The sequence below is a fragment of the Ureibacillus sp. GCM10028918 genome (assembly GCF_042666115.1).
In the GTDB taxonomy this organism is placed as follows: Bacteria; Bacillota; Bacilli; order Bacillales_A; family Planococcaceae; genus Ureibacillus.
The window spans coordinates 128,256-144,901 of record NZ_JBHTFK010000041.1 but is presented as its reverse complement, the minus strand read 5'-3'; the positions used below and the strand labels follow the sequence as shown (position 1 = coordinate 144,901).

Annotated in this window: 16 protein-coding genes and 1 tRNA gene; 13 read left to right on the top strand and 4 right to left on the bottom strand. The window is 38.7% G+C overall.

Annotated elements, in window-relative coordinates; all coding sequences use genetic code 11:
• Positions 1-55: 55 nt before the first annotated feature.
• Complete coding sequence (locus ACFQU5_RS19935; RefSeq protein WP_282991258.1) at positions 56-313, top strand: HPr family phosphocarrier protein; 258 nt, start codon at positions 56-58, stop codon at positions 311-313.
• A gap of 181 nt (positions 314-494) precedes the next feature.
• On the opposite strand, the gene clpP is transcribed toward ACFQU5_RS19935, so the two are convergent.
• Entirely contained in the window at positions 495-1,085 is a 591-nt protein-coding gene (gene clpP, locus ACFQU5_RS19930) for an ATP-dependent Clp endopeptidase proteolytic subunit ClpP (protein ID WP_390291945.1), read from the bottom strand.
• 421 nt (positions 1,086-1,506) lie between these two features.
• On the opposite strand from clpP, the gene ACFQU5_RS19925 reads away from it, so the two are divergent.
• The 4 genes from ACFQU5_RS19925 to ACFQU5_RS19910 all read left to right on the top strand — a co-directional run bounded on the left by ACFQU5_RS19925 (position 1,507) and on the right by ACFQU5_RS19910 (position 4,414).
• Positions 1,507-1,581, top strand: a tRNA-Arg gene (locus tag ACFQU5_RS19925).
• A 590-nt stretch (positions 1,582-2,171) separates the two neighbouring features.
• Entirely contained in the window at positions 2,172-2,963 is a 792-nt protein-coding gene (locus ACFQU5_RS19920) for a basic amino acid ABC transporter substrate-binding protein (RefSeq protein ID WP_390291943.1), read from the top strand.
• Positions 2,964-2,987: 24 nt separating this feature from the next.
• On the top strand, positions 2,988-3,695 hold the full coding sequence (locus tag ACFQU5_RS19915) for an amino acid ABC transporter permease (RefSeq protein WP_390291941.1): 708 nt from the start codon (positions 2,988-2,990) through the stop codon (positions 3,693-3,695).
• Positions 3,692-4,414 (top strand): amino acid ABC transporter ATP-binding protein, encoded by a 723-nt coding sequence (locus ACFQU5_RS19910; RefSeq protein WP_390291939.1) that lies wholly within the window; start codon positions 3,692-3,694, stop codon positions 4,412-4,414. Before ACFQU5_RS19915 ends, ACFQU5_RS19910 begins: the two co-directional genes overlap by 4 nt.
• A gap of 105 nt (positions 4,415-4,519) precedes the next feature.
• Here the strand turns inward: ACFQU5_RS19910 and ACFQU5_RS19905 are convergent, their stop codons facing one another.
• Positions 4,520-5,140 (bottom strand): spore coat protein, encoded by a 621-nt coding sequence (locus ACFQU5_RS19905; RefSeq protein ID WP_390291938.1) that lies wholly within the window; start codon positions 5,138-5,140, stop codon positions 4,520-4,522.
• 125 nt (positions 5,141-5,265) lie between these two features.
• Here ACFQU5_RS19905 and ACFQU5_RS19900 point away from each other — a divergent pair, with 125 nt between their 5' ends.
• The 7 genes from ACFQU5_RS19900 to eno all read left to right on the top strand — a co-directional run bounded on the left by ACFQU5_RS19900 (position 5,266) and on the right by eno (position 13,091).
• The gene (locus tag ACFQU5_RS19900; protein ID WP_390291936.1) at positions 5,266-5,499 is read left to right on the top strand and encodes a glutaredoxin family protein; all 234 of its coding nucleotides are present in this window, start codon (positions 5,266-5,268) and stop codon (positions 5,497-5,499) included.
• A 155-nt stretch (positions 5,500-5,654) separates the two neighbouring features.
• Positions 5,655-6,683: a sugar-binding transcriptional regulator gene (locus ACFQU5_RS19895; protein WP_390291934.1), complete on the top strand. Its 1,029-nt coding sequence runs from the start codon at positions 5,655-5,657 to the stop codon at positions 6,681-6,683.
• Positions 6,684-6,796: 113 nt separating this feature from the next.
• A complete protein-coding gene (gene gap / locus ACFQU5_RS19890) occupies positions 6,797-7,795 on the top strand; it encodes a type I glyceraldehyde-3-phosphate dehydrogenase (RefSeq protein WP_390291932.1) in 999 nt (332 codons plus the stop codon).
• Positions 7,796-8,178: 383 nt separating this feature from the next.
• Positions 8,179-9,363, top strand: a complete 1,185-nt coding sequence (locus ACFQU5_RS19885; protein ID WP_390291930.1) for a phosphoglycerate kinase — start codon at positions 8,179-8,181, stop codon at positions 9,361-9,363.
• A 12-nt stretch (positions 9,364-9,375) separates the two neighbouring features.
• Positions 9,376-10,131, top strand: a complete 756-nt coding sequence (gene tpiA, locus ACFQU5_RS19880) for a triose-phosphate isomerase (RefSeq protein WP_390291928.1) — start codon at positions 9,376-9,378, stop codon at positions 10,129-10,131.
• Positions 10,132-10,206: 75 nt separating this feature from the next.
• Complete coding sequence (gpmI, locus tag ACFQU5_RS19875) at positions 10,207-11,742, top strand: 2,3-bisphosphoglycerate-independent phosphoglycerate mutase (protein ID WP_390291926.1); 1,536 nt, start codon at positions 10,207-10,209, stop codon at positions 11,740-11,742.
• A 56-nt stretch (positions 11,743-11,798) separates the two neighbouring features.
• The gene (gene eno / locus ACFQU5_RS19870) at positions 11,799-13,091 is read left to right on the top strand and encodes a phosphopyruvate hydratase (protein ID WP_390291924.1); all 1,293 of its coding nucleotides are present in this window, start codon (positions 11,799-11,801) and stop codon (positions 13,089-13,091) included.
• A gap of 81 nt (positions 13,092-13,172) precedes the next feature.
• Here the strand turns inward: eno and ACFQU5_RS19865 are convergent, their stop codons facing one another.
• The gene (locus tag ACFQU5_RS19865) at positions 13,173-13,742 is read right to left on the bottom strand and encodes a DUF6434 domain-containing protein (RefSeq protein ID WP_390291922.1); all 570 of its coding nucleotides are present in this window, start codon (positions 13,740-13,742) and stop codon (positions 13,173-13,175) included.
• Positions 13,743-13,903: 161 nt separating this feature from the next.
• On the opposite strand from ACFQU5_RS19865, the gene ACFQU5_RS19860 reads away from it, so the two are divergent.
• Positions 13,904-14,827, top strand: coding sequence for a DMT family transporter (locus ACFQU5_RS19860; RefSeq protein WP_390291920.1), 924 nt, complete (start codon positions 13,904-13,906; stop codon positions 14,825-14,827).
• A gap of 66 nt (positions 14,828-14,893) precedes the next feature.
• On the opposite strand, the gene ACFQU5_RS19855 is transcribed toward ACFQU5_RS19860, so the two are convergent.
• Positions 14,894-16,567, bottom strand: coding sequence for an alkaline phosphatase (locus ACFQU5_RS19855; RefSeq protein WP_390291918.1), 1,674 nt, complete (start codon positions 16,565-16,567; stop codon positions 14,894-14,896).
• Positions 16,568-16,646: the final 79 nt, after the last annotated feature.

The window sequence follows — 16,646 nt, the reverse complement described above, 5'->3', positions numbered from 1 at the left end:
CAATTTAGATAAGATAAATGTATATATATGAACGGTTTGAAAGGGAGTATCATAAATGGTTGAAACCAATGTGGAAGTAAAATTGAAATCGGGCTTGCAGGCAAGACAAGCGGCATTGTTTGTGCAGGAAGCCAATCGATTCAAATCTGAAGTGTATTTACAAAAAGACGAGAAAAAAGTAAATGCTAAGTCTATTATGGGGATTATGAGTTTAGCCATAGCAAGAGGAACAACAATTACTCTAATTGCTGAGGGAAAAGACGAGCAAGAAGCCGTAGATGGACTAGTATCACTTATTCAAAGAGAAGAATAAGCTGTACTCTATTGTAAACGCTAGCAAGGTAAGGCAAGAGATAGTTAGAGTGTAGGCAAAGTCGATAATCGACTTTATCTACACGTTTTTTTAGTTAGTTCTAAAAAATAGGTATTCAACTTCTTTAATTTTGCAAAAAAAAGGTGAAAAGGAATTATATCCTCTTCACCTTTTGTACTTCTTATTTATCTTCAATGCGAGTAATGATGCTGTCGATCAGACCATATTCTTTCGCAGTTTCAGCAGTCATGAAATTATCGCGGTCCGTATCCTTAGCAATTGTTTCTAATGGTTGACCAGTGCGTTCCGCTAAGATGTTGTTCAATTTATCACGCAAGAATAGAATGCGTTTTGCAGCAATCTCAATTTCAGTTGCTTGACCTTGAGCGCCACCTAATGGTTGGTGAATCATAACTTCTGCATTTGGCAATGCAAAACGTTTACCTGGTTCACCAGCTGCAAGTAGGAAGGCACCCATTGATGCTGCCATTCCGATACAAATTGTAGATACTTGTGGCTTGATAAATTGCATAGTATCGTAAATAGCCATACCTGCAGTGATTGATCCACCTGGTGAGTTAATGTATAAAGAAATATCTTTATCTGGATCTTCTGCTGTTAAGAATAATAATTGTGCAACAATAGAGTTAGCGACATTATCGTCGATCGCACTGCCCAATAAGATGATGCGGTCTTTTAAAAGACGAGAATAAATGTCATATGCACGTTCTCCGCGGCTTGTTTGTTCAATAACTGTAGGAATTAAATTCATTGTAAATCCTCCTTAAAAAGATTTAATCGTTAGCTTAATGCTAAAAGAATTGCCTTTTAGCTGTACACATATCATACACAGAATAGTCAAGGAAGGTCAAATATAAACCACTATCCTTAACAAAATATTGCAAGTTTGTATCCGCTATTATTCTATGACCCATGCTTAAAATAAGAAGTAAAGAAAAATTTTAGTTGCTTTTATTTTCATTAGTTAAAATAAATTGATTAAACCTTTCATTAAATAGACACAATATAATCAAATTTAACTATCATTTAGTAGTTGAATTACCCTGTATACATTTGTATAATAGAAAAGTCTTATTTTACAATGGCGGAATGTCCTAAAGCACTTCAAGTCTATGTAAATGAAGAACGATTTCTATTTTCAGCGTTACGAGTAAGTTTTCCTACTATAAAATGTCCTCGTGGTGTAATGGATAACACAGAAGATTCCGGTTCTTCCGCTGGGGGTTCGATTCCCTCCGAGGGCGCCATTTTACTGTTTCAACTATAAATTTTAATAAGGTAGACCTTCCATGGATCCTATTAGTTTAGCAGCATAATAGAATCCAGAGGGAATGAAAGATACGGGATAAAATGCAATTACTGTACCAATTCATTTTATCCCAAATTCATTCTCTTTAAACTATCATTACCAATCTTTTCATATAAAATTTTTATAAGTTATGATCTAGTGTTTGGTTTTGTTTGAGGTTTGATACTATAAGAAAAAGAATGGCTCAAAAAGTTTGCAAAAACTTTTTGGGTCATTTTTTTGTTCTTATGAAAACGATTAACCACTTTTATAGAGAGTATTTAACTTGAATGTGCGGACTATTCATACAAACCACTTAAGTAAACATATATATTAAGGAGCATTTTGTGTAGAGAGAACAATCGGAATACTTACTTCCATATACAAGTTTTATACTCCTCGCATGTAAGTGTAAGCAAGCAGAAGTATATTTTTAAAAAAGGTATTGTTTAAATATTAATAAGTTTGTATAATTATAAACATATTTTCCGATTTTAGAAGAATCTGAATAGTTAAATAGAAAAAATATAAACTTTAGGGGGAATTACAATGTTAAAAAAGAAAAAGCTATTTTCATTGATTACACCAATTGCTGCGGCTTCAATACTTTTAGCTGCTTGTGGAACAGGAAGTGAAACGAGTGGTAATGATAGCGGCGATGGAACTACTAAATTAGTAGGAGGAACAGAGGCAACTTTCGCACCCTTCGAATCAATGGATGATAACGGCAATATTGTTGGAATTGACGTAGATGTATTAGATGCGATTTCAGAAGAAATGGGCTTTGAATATGAATTGAAAAATGTTGGATGGGAACCAGTTTTCTCTCAAATCACGACAGGGGAATTAGACTTTGGGGCTGCCGGGATCACAATTACTGATGAAAGAAAAGAAACGTATGATTTCACGGACCCTTACTTTGAAGCGACTTTAATGATTGTCGTTCCTGAGGACAATACAGACATCACTTCAATAGAAGATTTAAAAGGCAAAAAAGTATCGGTGCAGATCAATTCTACTTCTCACGTAGCTGCACAAAAAGTATTAGGTCAAACAAACCCGGATATTCTGGCATATGAAAATCAACCTATTGCATACCAAGAAGTAATTAATGGCACTGCTGATGCTGCAATAGGAGATAATACAGTGATCATGGAGTACCTAAAAAATAATCCAGATGCCCCAATTAAAGTTATCGAAGATGAAAGTTTTGAAAAAGAGTACTATGGTTTGATGGTGAAAAAAGGGAACGAAGAAGTATTAAAACTATTAAACGATGGAATTAAAAAGATCAAAGAGAATGGTAAGTTAGCAGAAATTACAGGTCAAGAGATCGAATAATGAATGATTGGAGGTGTGTTTCAGATGGACATCTTTGACCTACGCTGGGACATAATCTGGAACTACCGTGAATTATTTTTGCGTGGACTATGGGTAACGCTCGTACTAACAATTAGTGGATATATCGGTGGTATCATCCTGGGGGTGTTATTAGGGCTGGGCGAAACGTCCAAAAAGAAGTGGATTTATTGGCCATCCAAACTATATGTGGATCTATTTCGCGGTACACCGATGCTTGTTCAAATTTTAATCATCCATTTAGCGTTTATTCCAGCAGTGTTCGGACAATCGTTTGGATTTATGGTGTCAGGTATTACCGCTCTAATATTAAATAGTGCTGCTTATAATGCAGAAATTATTCGAGCAGGGATTCAATCGATTGATAAAGGGCAAATGGAAGCGGCTCGTTCGTTAGGATTAACGCAAAATCAAGCAATGCGCAAAATTATTTTGCCACAGGCTTTTCGTAGAATGATACCGCCTTTAGGAAATGAATTCATTGCATTGCTAAAGGATTCTTCTCTAGTAACAGTTATTGCGGCAAGCGATATTTTATATGCGGCTAAAGTAGTGGCGGGAGCCTACCAACGTTTCTGGGAACCATACTTGGTAGCGGCACTGATGTATTTAGTCCTAACTTATCTATTAACAAAGCTGATTGCATATGTGGAGAAAAGATTTAGCAATAGCTATAATCCGCGTAGAAAGCAGAAGGGCGGACTTGGCGTATGATCAAAGTAGAAAACTTAACTAAATCTTTTGGCCATTTGGAAGTGTTAAAAGGTATTAGCTATGAGGTTCGTGAGAAAGAAGTAGTATGTGTTATTGGTCCATCGGGATCGGGTAAAAGTACATTTCTAAGATGCATCAATTTATTGGAGGAAATTACCGATGGCGCCATCTATATAGAAGGCGTTAAAGTGAATGACCCTAAAACCGATATTAACTTGATTCGGACAGAGGTTGGAATGGTGTTCCAGCAATTCAACCTATTTCCTCATATGACCGTGATGGAAAACATTACGATGGCACCTATGTCCATACGTAAATTGTCAAAAAGTGATGCTGAAAACTTAGCATTTGAATTGTTGGCTAAAGTTGGACTGAAAGAAAAAGCCTATAATTATCCAGAGCAGCTTTCAGGTGGACAACAACAACGTGTTGCAATTGCTCGTGCCCTTGCGATGAAACCTAAAGTCATGTTATTTGACGAACCAACATCGGCACTAGATCCAGAAATGGTAAAGGAAGTACTGGATGTTATGAAGCAGTTGGCGCTCGAAGGGATGACGATGGTAGTGGTAACTCATGAAATGGGGTTTGCCCGTGAGGTTGCAGACCGTGTCGTGTTTATGGATGGCGGCTACATTGTTGAACAAGAAAAACCAGAAGTAATTTTTGATGCTCCTAAAAATGAGCGAACAAAAGCATTCTTAGGGAAAGTCCTATAAAAAAGATCCATTTGATGAACAAACATCAAATGGATTTTTTCGTTATTAATGAATAAGTATATATTTTTTGAAAAGTGTGGACTAAGCAGGGCGCTTGCGCTTTTCTTAGTTAGGCATATCTTTCGCTTTATCAGCCTGACCGTACATATTTAACATCGTTTGCATGTCTGCCGGAGAAAGTTGTGGAACTTGATATAACCCTTTTTTGTTTTGGTAAAGTGATAATTCGTAAGCCATTTCGATACAGTTTTGAATAGAGTCCTGTAATACGCGACGTACAACTGGGTTTGTTGATTCAAGAGCGGCAGTTGTTTTACCAGTAGCAGCCGTCTTATGGCAGGCTAATAAGAAGCCAGAGATAATGCCGTCATTAATTTCATTAGCTGAAGTCATTGGCTTCTTCGGTTGGCTTGCTGTTAAGCCGTAATTTGTGTCGTTGCCCATTTGCATTTTATAAGAACGTGTAGGGTGGCTTGGATCTTGTCCAGTTTTGAAACATTCAGCCGTAATATTATACTCGTCCAACATAAAAGCATATTGTCTGTCCAAGATATTCATAAGTTCTTGGTCTTGTACATGAGGACGGAAGAAGATAAACGTATTCATTGCACCTATAGAAGCACTTAGGACCTCGTGTACGTCTAATACTTCATGTGCACCATGATTCATTGAAAGTGGCATATTTCCTTGAGTTGCTTGAGATTCATTCATGAATTGATTGTCCATAATTTAATTCCTCCCAGATTTTAGTGTACAAAAACGTACGAATATAGTTTGTGTAGTTACAAGTTGATTATTCAGGTGAATTTTGCGATTCTTAAAAAAGAGAATTTAGTATGGAGGAAACAATTGTGAAAGTAGATTATTTTTCAAGACCAGGTTGTTCCTTATGTGAGGAAGGATTATTGACTTTAAAGCTGCTTCAAAGTGATTTTCAACTAGAAATAGAAATCATCAATATAGAAGAAAATGAAGCATTGCATGAGAAATACATGCTCATGATTCCTGTTGTAGAGAAGGATGGCCAAATACTTCAATATGGAAATCTGGATTATGTCACACTTTATGAAGCGCTCCAGGCATAAAATAGGGGTGCTTTATAAAAAAAAAAATCAGAAATATTTGTAGAATCTCATGAAGAAATGTATACTCTAAGTATAGAATATTTTTTTAATTTAAGTGGGACAAAAAGTTTGTGCAGGGACATAATTGACCCCACTGAAAGTTGCAGGTGTATTTCTTGAACAATGAATCTCAGCAAGCCGTTCAACTCCTAGTACCGGAACTATCGTCGATCATTCAGTTAAGATACCGGATACTGCAAACAATTGCTGTGGCTGGTCCGATTGGTCGAAGGATGATTCTGGAAACGTTGAATATTTCAGAACGAACTGTTCGTAATGAAATGACATTGCTAAACAATCAAAATCTAATTGAAACGACGCAAAAAGGCGTGATTTGCACGAGTAAAGGGTATGAAATTCTTGAAGAGCTAAAAGAAACATTCCAGGAAGTTTCTGGGCTCAGTAAAAAAGAGAAGAATTTGGCTGAAATCCTAGGAATTAAAAAAGTAATTATCGTGCCTGGTGATGTTAATAGTGATTCAAGCAGTCAACAGCTTTTAGGTAAAGAGGCGAGCGAATATTTAATGAAAATCGCTAAAAAGGATTTTACCGTTGCGATTACAGGTGGAAGTACGGTGGCTACTTTAACAAACTTTCTCTCTCCAACAAAATCACTCAGTACCTTTACTTTCGTCGCAGCACGTGGGAGCCTTGGCAATGAAATGAACCTACAAGCAAATACACTCGTTTCTCAATTTGCTTCAAAATGTGGCGCGGATTTCCGTACCTTGTACTTGCCTGAAAATTTAAGCGAAACAGCTTTTGCGACGATGATTCAAGAACCCATTGTCAAGGAAGTGCTCGATTTGTACGACCATATTGATATTGTCATTCATGGAATCGGGACTGCAAAAGAAATGGCTCACAGGCGAGATTCAAACGAATCAATCATTAAGATGTTAAATGAAAAAAATGCCGTTGGTGAAGCATTTGGTTATTATTTTGACGAAGCTGGTGAAATAATATACCGAATTAATACGATTGGCATCCAGCTTGAACAAGTGAAGCAAAGTCCACACATACTTGCCGTTGCGGGTGGATCGCTTAAAGCAAAAGCAATTCAGGCGTATTTTAAAAATGAAACTGCCCCTCAAACCATCCTGATTACGGATGAAGGAGCAGCAAATGCCATTTTGGAAAATTAGCTTCTTGGTAGGAAAAGTGGCATGAATTTATGGTTAATTTATTTTCTTATAGGCAATAGTAGCCTTGAGAGAAGTTTTATATAGAAAATATTATCTATTTGGAGGAAATTGTTATGGCAATCAAAATTGCAATTAACGGGTTTGGACGTATTGGTAGACTGGTATTTCGTGAAGCAATCAAAAATAGTGAATTTGAAGTAGTAGCAGTAAATGACCTATCGGATGCACATCAACTTGCTCACCTTCTAAAATACGATTCTGTTCATGGTGTTTACGATGCCGATGTGCAATCGGAGGATAATGCTTTTATCGTTGATGGTGTAAAAGTTCAAGTATTATCTGAAAAAAATCCTGCAGACTTGCCATGGGGCGAGCTGGATATTGATGTTGTCATTGAGTCAACGGGCCGATTCCGCTCAATGGAAGAAGTTTCAAAACATGTGCAGGCCGGTGCGAAAAAAGCGATTCTTTCAGCTCCTGCAAAGGGCGAAATGCCGACTTATGTAATGGGCGTAAACCATACACAATACCAGCCATCAGAAGATGTCATTTCAAATGCATCATGTACAACGAACTGTCTATCTCCAGTGGCAAAAGTTCTGGATGAGAAGTTTGGCATTAAACGTGGCATGATGACAACAATTCACTCTTATACAAATGACCAACGTATCCTGGACTTCCCACATGATGATCCTAGACGTGCACGTGCCGGTGCGGTATCAATGATTCCAACAACTACAGGTGCAGCAGTGGCGGTTTCAAAAGTACTTCCACAGTTAAAAGGAAAATTGGATGGTTTCTCGATGCGAGTACCAACACCAAACGTATCTTGCGTTGACCTAGTTGTGGAGTTAAATAATACTGTAACTGTTGAAGATGTAAATAATGTATTAAAAGAAGCAGCTGGTGGAGAATTAAAGGGCATCCTAGATTACAATGAATTGCCGCTTGTTTCAATTGACTATAACGGCAACCCTCATTCATCTACAGTGGATGGTTTATCAACAATGGTGATGGATAACAATATGGTAAAAGTACTTGCTTGGTATGATAACGAAGTAGGCTATTCAAACCGTTTAATGGATTTAGCTTTATATATTACACAAAAATAGGTACCCAGTATAAATGGTGAGAATTTAATGTGTCATACTTTTTATTATGAAGTAACACAATGTGTCTATTTGTTATGACATATTTAGCTTATAGTAAGTGAAAAGTATAGCCTTTATAATTGTTACCATTTATAATAATGGTGGGTAAAGGAAGCGATGGATAAAAATACCCATCGCTTTTTTTTAGGCGGACAAGCAAAAGATAATTTAAAGATCCGCATATGAAATCGATACCGCTTTGCCGCATGTGAGGCGCTAAATCAAGTTTTCAAGTTTCGCAAAGATAGGATATAAGGAGACGCTTTATTCCTGCCAAATGCGAGACATTGAATATAGTTAACTAAAAGTGAATGCAATCATTATTTGAAGGAGGGTTTTCTTCAATGTTTTTAAAGAAGACGATGAATGATGTAGAAGTAAAAGGTAAACGAGTATTTGTACGAGTGGATTTCAACGTACCGATGGAAAATGGTGAAATTACGGATGATACACGAATTCGTGCAGCCATACCGACGATTAAACAACTGGTGGAGTCAGGAGCGAAAGTAGTCCTTGCTTCTCATTTAGGACGTCCAAAAGGCGAAGTAAATGAAGATATGCGTTTAACGCAAGTGGGCAAACATTTATCAGAACTAATTGGTAAACAAGTGATCAAATTGGATGAATCCATTGGTGCAGAAGTAGAAAATACAGTTGCAACCATGCAAGAAGGCGACATCGTCTTATTGGAGAATGTCCGATTCCATAAAGGTGAAGAGAAAAACGATGAAGAGTTATCAAAATCTTTTGCGAAATTAGCTGACATTTATGTGAATGATGCATTTGGAGCAGCCCATCGTGCACATGCTTCTACAGAAGGAATTGCAAAACATATCCCAGCAGTTTCAGGCTTACTAATGGAAAAGGAATTAGATGTATTAGGAAAAGCATTATCTAATCCGGAAAGACCATTTACGGCGATTATTGGTGGAGCAAAAGTGAAGGATAAAATTGGTGTCATCGAAAACCTTTTAGATAAAGTAGACCACTTAATCATTGGTGGCGGGTTATCCTTTACATTCATTAAAGCGCAGGGCCATTCAATCGGAAAATCGTTATTGGAAGAAGATAAAATCGACCTGGCGAAAAGCTTTATCGAAAAGGCAAAGGAAAAAGGCGTGCAGCTTCATATGCCGATTGATGCGGTGATTGCAAACGAATTCTCCAAAGATGCGGAAACGAAAACCGTTGATATAGAAGAAATTCCAGAAGACTGGATGGGTCTGGATATTGGTCCTAAAACAGCAGAACACTATGCATCAATTATCAAGGACTCAAAACTAATCATCTGGAATGGGCCGATGGGTGTATTCGAAATGGACAAATTCGCAAACGGTACGAAAACTGTTGCTCAAGCGATGGCGGATACTGAAGGATACACGATTATCGGTGGTGGAGATTCGGCTGCGGCTGTAGAGAAATTTGAGGTAGCAAGCCAGATGAATCACATTTCGACAGGTGGAGGAGCTTCACTTGAACTAATGGAAGGAAAAGCACTTCCAGGAATTGTATCCCTAAACGATAAATAAGGAGGCATTTTCATGCGTAAACCTATCATTGCTGGAAACTGGAAAATGTTCAAGACATTTGACGAGGCAGTAGAATTTGCAGAATCTGTACGCGAAAATATCCCATCCGAAGAGAAAGTGGATGCTGTCATCTGTGCACCAGCACTTTTTCTGCCGGCTTTAGTGGATATCGCGTTGGAAACGGATTTAGCAATCGGTGCCCAAAATATGCACTATGAAAATGAAGGCGCCTTTACTGGTGAAATAAGCCCTTCACAGCTTGCTTCCATCAATGTTGACTATGTGATACTAGGACACTCAGAGCGTCGTGAGTATTTCAACGAAACCGATGAAGCAGTGAATAAAAAAGTAAGAGCAGCCCTTACGAACGGCATCGTGCCGATTATTTGCTGCGGTGAAACGCTGGAAGAACGGGAAGCCGGGAAAACCGAAGAGAAGGTATCTTCTCAAGTAACCGCTGCTTTAGAAGGTTTTACACCAGAAGAAGTCAATCATATGGTCATTGCCTATGAACCAATCTGGGCGATCGGTACCGGAAAAACAGCGACGGCTGATGATGCGAATGCAGTATGCGGCAAGATCCGTGACGTAGTAGAAGGACTTTACGGAAAAAAAACAGCGGAAAGTATTCGTATACAATATGGCGGCAGCGTGAAACCGGAAAATATTGAAGAACTGCTTTCAAAAGAACATATAGATGGAGCTCTTGTAGGTGGGGCAAGCCTGGACCAAGACTCTTATCTAGCATTACTAAACAAAGTGCAGTAATTACTGGTCTAAATTGGCTAGTGACAGCTAGAATACCATCAAGTAGTGGATAAAATATTGGAGGCGTGGAAACCAATGCCTAAACAACCTGTTGCATTAATTATTTTAGATGGCTTCGCATTTCGCGATGAAACTTTCGGAAATGCTGTTGCACAAAGCAAGAAACCTTATTTTGATCGTTACTGGGCAGAATTTCCCCACTCTACATTAACTGCGAGTGGGGAAGCAGTTGGCCTGCCGGAAGGTCAAATGGGCAACTCAGAAGTGGGTCACTTAAACATTGGAGCAGGACGAATTGTCTACCAAAGTTTGACTCGTATTCATAAAGCAATTCGAGATGGCGAATTCCATAAAAACGAGCAATTTATTGCTGCTGTCGAGTATGCAAAAGCAAATAACTCAAAGCTTCATTTAATGGGCTTATTATCCGATGGCGGCGTTCATAGCCATTATGAACATCTTTTTGCCTTACTCCGATTAGCCAAGGCAAATGGATTGGATGAGGTTTATGTGCATGGCTTCTTGGATGGCCGTGATGTGGGCCCAACAACGGCGATCGGATATATCGAAGAAACGCAAAAACAAATGAATGATATTGGTGTCGGTAAATTCGCCTCCATTCATGGCCGTTACTATGCAATGGATCGCGACAAACGTTGGGAACGTGTTCAATTAACCTACAACGCTCTAGTTGATGGTATTGGACAAACGGCGGCATCTGCCAAAATTGGGGTAGAGTCTTCTTATGAAAGAGAAGCAACAGATGAGTTTGTCATTCCTTTTGTCATCACTGAAGAAGGACAGCCTGTTGCAACAGTGGATACGAATGATGCGGTTGTTTTCTTTAACTTCCGACCTGACCGTGCCATTCAGCTTTCTACAGTATTCACGAATGATCGGTTTATCGGTTTTAAGCTATCTGAAAAGCATCCGACCAATTTGAAATTTGTAACCTTCACACATTACAGTGGGGATGTAAATGCAGATGTGGCGTTTGAAAATATTGATTTAGTGAATACTGTCGGTGAAGTTATTTCAAGAAGTGGATTGAAGCAGCTGCGGATTGCTGAAACTGAAAAATACCCACATGTAACCTTCTTTATGAGTGGTGGACGTGAAGAAAAATTCCCGGGAGAAGAACGGATTTTAATTGCTTCACCTAAGGTTGCTACATATGATCTAAAACCTGAGATGAGTGCCTACGAAGTGACGGATGCCTTAGTTGCAGAAATCGAAGCAGATAAATTCGATGCCATTATATTAAACTTTGCCAATCCAGATATGGTTGGGCATAGCGGGCTGCTCGAACCAACGATTAAGGCCATCGAAACAGTGGACGAATGTCTAGGAAGAGTGGTTGAGGCAATCCTTTCTAAAGGCGGAACAGCAATCATTACGGCTGACCATGGAAACTCGGATGAGGTGGTTACGCTAGATGGCCAACCAATGACAGCCCATACAACCAACCCAGTGCCGGTCATCGTGACAAAGTCAGATATAAGCTTGCGAGATGGTGGAATTTTAGCCGATCTTGCCCCAACTATGTTAAAATTACTAAATGTAAAACAGCCACAGGAAATGACAGGTTCACCACTATTTGACAATGAGTGAGTAGTGAGTTGCCTGTAGAAGTATAAAAGAAAATTGACAAATAAAGGAGTTTAATTATGCCATTTATTACACAAGTTTATGCTCGCGAAGTATTAGATTCACGTGGAAATCCAACAGTAGAGGTAGAAGTATTTACGGAGTCAGGTGCATTTGGCCGTGCCATCGTACCATCTGGTGCATCAACAGGCGAATATGAAGCAGTTGAATTACGAGATGGAGACAAGTCTCGTTATCTTGGTAAAGGTGTATTAAAAGCAGTAGAAAACGTGAATACAATTATTGCCGAAGAGTTGGAAGGCAATTATTCGGTTCTAGACCAAGTAGTAATTGACAAAGCGTTAATCGAATTGGATGGTACTGAAAACAAAGGAAAATTAGGAGCGAATGCAATTCTAGGTGTTTCCTTGGCAGTGGCGCATGCAGCAGCAGATTACCTTGACATTCCTTTATACCAATACCTTGGTGGCGTAAACGCAAAACAACTGCCAGTTCCAATGATGAACATTTTAAATGGCGGTGCTCACGCTGATAATAACGTGGACATTCAAGAATTTATGGTAATGCCTGTAGGAGCTGAGTCTTTCCGTCATGCACTACGCATTGGTGCTGAAATCTTCCATAGCCTAAAATCAGTGTTAAAAGAAAAAGGCTACAATACGGCAGTAGGTGACGAAGGTGGTTTTGCTCCAAACCTGGGCTCAAACGAAGAAGCAATTACAGTCATCTTAGAAGCAATCGAAAAAGCTGGCTACAAAGCAGGTGAACAAGTACAGCTTGCAATGGACGTTGCATCTTCAGAACTATTCAACAAAGAAGATGGCAAATACCATTTAGATGGTGAAGGTGTTGTGAAAACTTCCGAAGAAATGGTTGATTGGTATGAAGAGTTAACTTCGAAATACCCAATCATCTCAATTGAAGATGGTCTGGATGAAAACGACTGGGCTGGCCATAAATTACTAACAGAACGTATCGGAAATCGTGTTCAACTTGTTGGGGATGACCTATTTGTAACGAATACAAACAAACTTTCTCAAGGGATCGAGCAAGGTGTGGGGAACTCAATCCTGATTAAGGTAAACCAAATCGGTACATTAACGGAGACGTTTGATGCGATTGAAATGGCAAAACGCGCAGGGTACACGGCTGTAATTTCTCACCGCTCTGGTGAATCGGAAGACGCAACAATCGCGGATATCGCAGTAGCAACAAACGCTGGTCAAATTAAAACAGGTGCACCATCCCGTACAGACCGCGTAGCAAAATACAACCAACTTCTTCGCATCGAAGATCAGTTGGCAGAAACAAGCCAATACCTTGGTTTAAAAACATTCTACAACTTACGATAATCGTAAGTTTAGGGCCACCTGATTCAAGTTGAATCAGGTGGTTTTTTACGTAGGGATTCAATTTGTAGTGTGGTCTTCAAGCTAAATACTAGGTTTATACTCGTTGCTTCCAGGGAGTTTTTTGATGGCATTCCAGGCTTCAATTGCTTCTTCACGACTTTTCGTTTGATTTTCTGGGTCGGCAAAAAAATCACGAATAAACCGATTGTATTCAAATTGCGGGGCAATATTCTTCTTAAATGAGGGATCTTTCATTCGCTCGACTTCCTCAAACCAAGCATCTACAACATCACGATACGTTTTGCCAACATTGTTTTTAAAATAGTTCTGGATATAAGTAGAAAAATGAAAATTTGGAATCACTGTTTTGAAAAATGCGCGTACATCTTGACTGCAACGATGGTTTTCCGTGATGACTGTATCCAGGCTTAAATTTGCTTGTGGTTCAAGCTTTTTATTTATTCCTGATTTCCTATCAGGTTTTTTTATCTCTCCTGTTTGCAGAAATGTCTCGATTCTATCGGAAATTTCAATCTTGGATCCTGAGGGGCTTAACCCGTTTTCTCTGCAAAATGTTTGGAGTTCTTCTTTCAACCAATAAAAGTCTTTAAAACTTTGAATATTGATTTCTTTCGTTAGATGAGGTCTCATCAACAACACTTCCTTTAATACTATCTAAATCAATTATAGAACGGGTGTTCCTAAATTTCAATATTACAAAAATAAATAATGAAATAAATTCCAGTTAAAGTATAATGGGTATGTAATTGAATTGTAGAGTTCCTATAAACTTCTAGGGAAGGGGGATTATCTTGCTGAAAGCTTATGGAGTTATGATTTTAACCATGTTTTTATGGGGAATTAATTTATCCCTTTTAAAATTGCTTGTATTGGACATACCGCCTCTCGTCATGCAAGGGACTCGGATTTTCCTTGCAGGAATTACTTTGTTTCTCATCTTATTCGTAATGAGAAAGCAAGTTGTATATAAAGAAATGCCTTGGAAGTTTGTCCTTCTGGCTACTTTGTTAGGAGTCATCGCCCATCACTCTTTACTGGCAACGGGAGTACAACAAACTTCTGCAGTGAAGGCTTCTCTTATTCTCGGCTTAGCTCCACTTATTACAGCAATTATTGCTGTTGCAACGAGAGCAACTTCGTTAACGAAGCTAAGATTTACTGGGTTTGTTATAGGCTTTTTGGGGATTGCTATAGCAGTGGTAGACGATGTTTCTGCCGTGACTGCTTTTGTATTGGGAGACGTCTATGTGTTAGGATCCATTATCGTTCAAGCCTTTAGCTTTTTCATCATTCGCCGGATTACCTTAACGATTCCGCCTCTTGTACTGACAGCTTATATGTTAACAATTGGATCGATGGTTATGATTATGTATAACCTTGTCATAACACCTGAATCGTTTACAGCCTTCTCAGGTTTGAATGGTGAACTATGGGCAGTATTTTTATTCTCGGCAATTTTTGCAACAGCCGTTGGACATAGTCTATTTAACTCGATGATTAAAAAAATCGGGACTGCTGAAACAGCGATTTTCAACAATTTAAGTACAATCTTTGCTTTAATCGGTGCAGTCGTGATATTGGGTGAACAAATGCATCTTTCACAAATCTTTGGTTGTCTGTTAATCATTATCGGTGTGTTGATCGGGACTGGTGGAGTGGAAGAATGGATTAGGAAAAGGAAACAAAAACTATCAGAAGCCGTAGTGAAGGCTTAACGTGAGGCTCAAATTGAGCGAAAAAAGCAATGCATGAGATGTAATCTCAAGCATTGCTTTTATTTTTTACTTCGCGAAGTTCAACATTTCTTCAGAGATGAAGAATTTCTCATCATTGTATACTGTTACTGTATTGAATTCGCGAGTGTTTCCAGCCGAATTGCCATTTTGAATCGTAACTGTATTTCTATTTTCAGGGATAGTGATTGTGCGGTTATTATTCTTTGCCACAAACACTGGGTTATTTTCGTTTGTTGTATCAATTGTAGTTGTATAGCCTAATTTTTCGAATTCAGCTTTTGCATCAACAAAGATATCATTTGATAAATCATTTAAGTTGAAGCCCATTGCACTTGCCATTATGTGAGCTAAATCTGTATTTTCAACTAAACCTGTTGGATGAGAAGGACCGTAAGAATATAGGAATACGTCATCTCCTGTATGTCCACCTGTCGTAAATCCGATATTGGCACGAGTAGATAATAACTGCACTAGTGTAGAACCTAAGTCTTCACTCGATTCTAATGCTTGTAATTCTTCAGCAGTTAAATTCTTTAATCCATAGCTTTCTGCTACTTCCACTAAATTCGACTTATCTTCTTCAAGTAAACTTAAAGCCCCTTCAACAGTCATTGTTGCTTCTTTTAATGGATCGATATAAGCAGAAACTGGTGTTGTATCATAAGTAGAGTCTGTATTTACGTTACCGATAGTAATCCCGCTATTTCCGTGGTCTGTTACAGCAATTACTAGAGTTTCACCGTCTTGTTCAGCAAATTCCAGAGCTTCCGCTACTGCATCATCATACGCCAGGAAGTCCGTAATCATACCGATTGGATCATTTGCATGTGCAGCCCAGTCAATTTTACTTCCTTCAATTGCCAGGAAGAATCCGTCCTTATCTTGGCTTAAAGTATCGATTGCCTTTTCAGTCATTTCAGCTAGAGTAGGTTGCTCAGGTTTTGTTTTTTCACGATCTAAATCGTAAGCTAATGCAGTCGGAGCAAAGCTTCCCCAGATTTTATCGGAATCTGAAGCCAATAATTCGTCGCGAGTCGTTACGTAATCATAATCTTTTTCTTCAATTACGGATAATAGGTTGTCCCCATCTTTGCGTGTTTCGTTTAATGGGTCACTTCCTCCGCCAAGTACTACATCGATATTTTGGAAGACTTGCTGTTCCGCGATATCATCATAGTTTGAACGTTTTGTCACGTGCGAAGAGAACGCTGCAGGAGTTGCGTGCTGGATTTCTGAAGTAGAAATAACACCAGTAGCTCGTCCAGTCTGTTTTGCACCTTCCAATACGTTTGCTACAGGTTTAAATGCATCTTCTTCAGCGACTTGTTCAACTCCTGGAGTATTAACAAGAGAAGGTAAAACTCCTACGTAGCCACTGTTTGATTTATTTCCTGTCGCAAGTGCTGTTCCTGCTGGTGCAGAGTCTGTAATAGCTGATTCAGCCGAATACGTACGAACAGCTCCTGTTAAAATATTATCTATTGCTAAACTTTCGCCTTTATACCAGCGAGCGATTGTACTAACATTATCACTGCTTCCATCCATCACTAACATGATGACATTTTTAGCACTTTCAGTATTCTTGTCGTTTGCTTTGCCATTCCCATTTCCGTTCCCGTTTCCATTCCCTTGTGCATTAACTGCTGCAATACTAAGAGAAGATAAAGCAAGTGTTCCTACTAAAGCTGCTGATAACCATTTTTTTTGTATACCTGGCATAACCAAGCCTCCTAATAGATTAGTATTTTCAGTTTTTATTCTATTAGCTAGTTATTTAGTTGGCGTTTAGAAATTGTAA

Excerpts from the sequence above, each read along its gene's own strand:
- gpmI (WP_390291926.1), top strand. The coding sequence starts at position 10,207 with ATGCCTAAACAACCTGTTGCATTAATTATTTTAGATGGCTTCGCATTT.
- ACFQU5_RS19905 (WP_390291938.1), bottom strand. The coding sequence starts at position 5,140 with ATGGACAATCAATTCATGAATGAATCTCAAGCAACTCAAGGAAATATG.
- ACFQU5_RS19935 (WP_282991258.1), top strand. The coding sequence starts at position 56 with ATGGTTGAAACCAATGTGGAAGTAAAATTGAAATCGGGCTTGCAGGCA.
- ACFQU5_RS19885 (WP_390291930.1), top strand. The coding sequence starts at position 8,179 with ATGTTTTTAAAGAAGACGATGAATGATGTAGAAGTAAAAGGTAAACGA.
- ACFQU5_RS19855 (WP_390291918.1), bottom strand. The coding sequence starts at position 16,567 with ATGCCAGGTATACAAAAAAAATGGTTATCAGCAGCTTTAGTAGGAACA.
- tpiA (WP_390291928.1), top strand. The coding sequence starts at position 9,376 with ATGCGTAAACCTATCATTGCTGGAAACTGGAAAATGTTCAAGACATTT.
- ACFQU5_RS19865 (WP_390291922.1), bottom strand. The coding sequence starts at position 13,742 with ATGAGACCTCATCTAACGAAAGAAATCAATATTCAAAGTTTTAAAGAC.
- clpP (WP_390291945.1), bottom strand. The coding sequence starts at position 1,085 with ATGAATTTAATTCCTACAGTTATTGAACAAACAAGCCGCGGAGAACGT.
- ACFQU5_RS19920 (WP_390291943.1), top strand. The coding sequence starts at position 2,172 with ATGTTAAAAAAGAAAAAGCTATTTTCATTGATTACACCAATTGCTGCG.
- ACFQU5_RS19915 (WP_390291941.1), top strand. The coding sequence starts at position 2,988 with ATGGACATCTTTGACCTACGCTGGGACATAATCTGGAACTACCGTGAA.
- gap (WP_390291932.1), top strand. The coding sequence starts at position 6,797 with ATGGCAATCAAAATTGCAATTAACGGGTTTGGACGTATTGGTAGACTG.
- eno (WP_390291924.1), top strand. The coding sequence starts at position 11,799 with ATGCCATTTATTACACAAGTTTATGCTCGCGAAGTATTAGATTCACGT.
- ACFQU5_RS19910 (WP_390291939.1), top strand. The coding sequence starts at position 3,692 with ATGATCAAAGTAGAAAACTTAACTAAATCTTTTGGCCATTTGGAAGTG.